This window comes from Wolbachia endosymbiont of Onchocerca gibsoni (genome assembly GCF_029169405.1).
Classification (GTDB): Bacteria; Pseudomonadota; Alphaproteobacteria; order Rickettsiales; family Anaplasmataceae; genus Wolbachia.
The window spans coordinates 657,856-659,959 of record NZ_JABUMP010000001.1; the positions used below are offsets into that span (position 1 = coordinate 657,856).

At 31.7% G+C, this 2,104-nt stretch carries 2 protein-coding genes; one reads left to right on the forward strand and one right to left on the reverse strand.

Going from position 1 to position 2,104, the window contains the following annotated elements; all coding sequences use genetic code 11:
* The first annotated feature begins 567 nt into the window (after positions 1-567).
* Entirely contained in the window at positions 568-1,842 is a 1,275-nt protein-coding gene (locus tag HSX44_RS02620) for a COX15/CtaA family protein (protein ID WP_275602425.1), read from the forward strand.
* On the opposite strand, the gene HSX44_RS02625 is transcribed toward HSX44_RS02620, so the two are convergent.
* Positions 1,791-2,104, reverse strand: a 314-nt coding sequence (locus HSX44_RS02625) for an acyl-CoA carboxylase biotin carboxyl carrier protein subunit (RefSeq protein ID WP_275602177.1), incomplete at its 5' end; no start/stop codon positions are given. The two genes, HSX44_RS02620 and HSX44_RS02625, sit on opposite strands and share 52 nt — an antisense overlap.

The following is a 2,104-nucleotide window of genomic DNA, read 5'->3' on the forward strand; positions in this document are numbered from 1 at the left end:
CTACTAGGTAGTAGCAGTAACCATTACTTAGTGGAATTTTGAGAAAAGCCCTTTTCTGCAATATTTATAATGTCACTAAAGATGCTGACTTAACAAATAAGGTATAGAACTATAATTAGTGATTCGGAGATATTGGAAAAATTACTAACTATCATACTTGTTTGGATTAAGAAAAGAACATACTAGATCAAATATTATGTGCAAACTTACATTACCTATTAAAAAAAATATAAAATTATTCAATAAATGCGCTGAATTTAAAGTAATTTTGCTATTGAATCCCTTCATTAGTTCTGCAACTTTTATACTTCTCACTACTCCATCTTTATTACTTTCATTACTATTAACTAGTATTTTAAATGAATTATTTTTGTATTATTCTATAATAGAGTACATTACTAAAATAGAGTACATTACTAATTTGACTCTTTTGATAAGAACTATCAATCAGCAAAATATGTCTTTATATTTTTATACAATATCAATATTTTCTTCTACCTACAGTCAGATACATAATAGTATTACATCTTTTCTCGCTTTGTGGGAACCAATTATTCATCCTCGGTAATGGAACAAAAGCAATCAAAATCTGTAGTCATCTGGCTCTTCCTCTGCTCTATCATGGTAATCATCATGGTGGGGATTGGGGGGGTTACAAGACTTTCAAAAGCAGGATTATCAATCACAGAGTGGAAACCATTTTCTGGAACATTACCACCATTGAGTGAACAAGATTGGCTGCAAGAAAAATCAAAGTATGAGGCTACACCTGAATATAAAATATTTAACTACGGTATCAGTATGAAGGAGTTTCGTACCTTATATCTAATAGAATATATACATAGATTGGTTGCAAGGCTAACAGGTTTAGCTTTTATTCTGCCATTTATATATTTTCTGCTGAAAAAGAGAATATTTAAAAAGGCAGCAATAAGGCTATCTATAGCACTATTGTTTGGAATATTACAAGCTCTTGCTGGTTGGTACATGGTCAAAAGCGGGCTAGTATCTGAACCTCATGTCAGTCATTACAGGCTTGCACTCCACTTATTGTTAGCATTAATTATTTTTACATTATTATCATATCAATTTTTTGATTACCAAATACGGATCCCAATGTTACGTACACAACAACTATACAAACAGTACAATGTAAGAGTAATTTTCACTAAGAAAGGCATCATCCCAGTGCCCAAACATTGTTATCCAGAAGACTTAACCTTTAACAAACATGTCAAGCGACCATATAATAAAAGCTGGACTCCAATGCCGAGTACTGGAATAACACCATTTGCTGTACAATTTACCTTTAAAAGCAAGTACTTGTACAGTTATATGTTATTACATACTAGGATAATAGAATCCCAGTTTACTAGTTATAGTATATATCACACAATACTTATTCTGACTCTAGTTACTATACAAATAATCTTTGGTGTTTTTGTTGCAGGATTAAATGCTGGTTTAATTTACAATACTTTTCCATTAATGGATGGACAAATCGTTCCAGAAGATTTACTTTCCTTGCAGCCTACATGGCTCAATATCTTTGAAAATAGAGCGACAGTGCAATTTATACACCGAGCATTAGCATTGCTAATATTAGTTCTGACAATAATACTTACAATAAAAAATACCAGTGTAAAATCGGTATATGTTATGCTATTCTCCGTTATCATTCAGATGATTTTAGGGATAGTTACTTTGTTGTTTCACATACCAATAGCCATTGCTGTAACCCATCAAGTATTTTCGTTTATCTTGTTTGGATCAGGTTTATATTTTTTCTGCTATTTAAGAAAGCAGACCACATCACCAACTTTTACATTTTTTCCTTCTTGAACGGGAATATTTTTTATCACCATTTCTGACTCAGCACATATAATATTTTCCATCTTCATTGCTTCCACAACAAATAAAGGTTGTCCCACTCCTACCTGATCTCCAACATTTACGTGTAATTTAACTAATAAACCAGATATTGGAGATTTTACAGCATTTACTACAACTCTTTCTGTTTTGTTATTTAGCATGAACTTACTTAATCTAGCTATATGAGGTTTAAACACACAACATTCAGCTTGCATCCCAGCATGTCTTATAA

What these genes read in the sequence shown, in the direction of transcription:
- HSX44_RS02620 (WP_275602425.1), top strand. Translation starts at nt 568, where the DNA reads ATGGAACAAAAGCAATCAAAATCTGTAGTCATCTGGCTCTTCCTCTGC.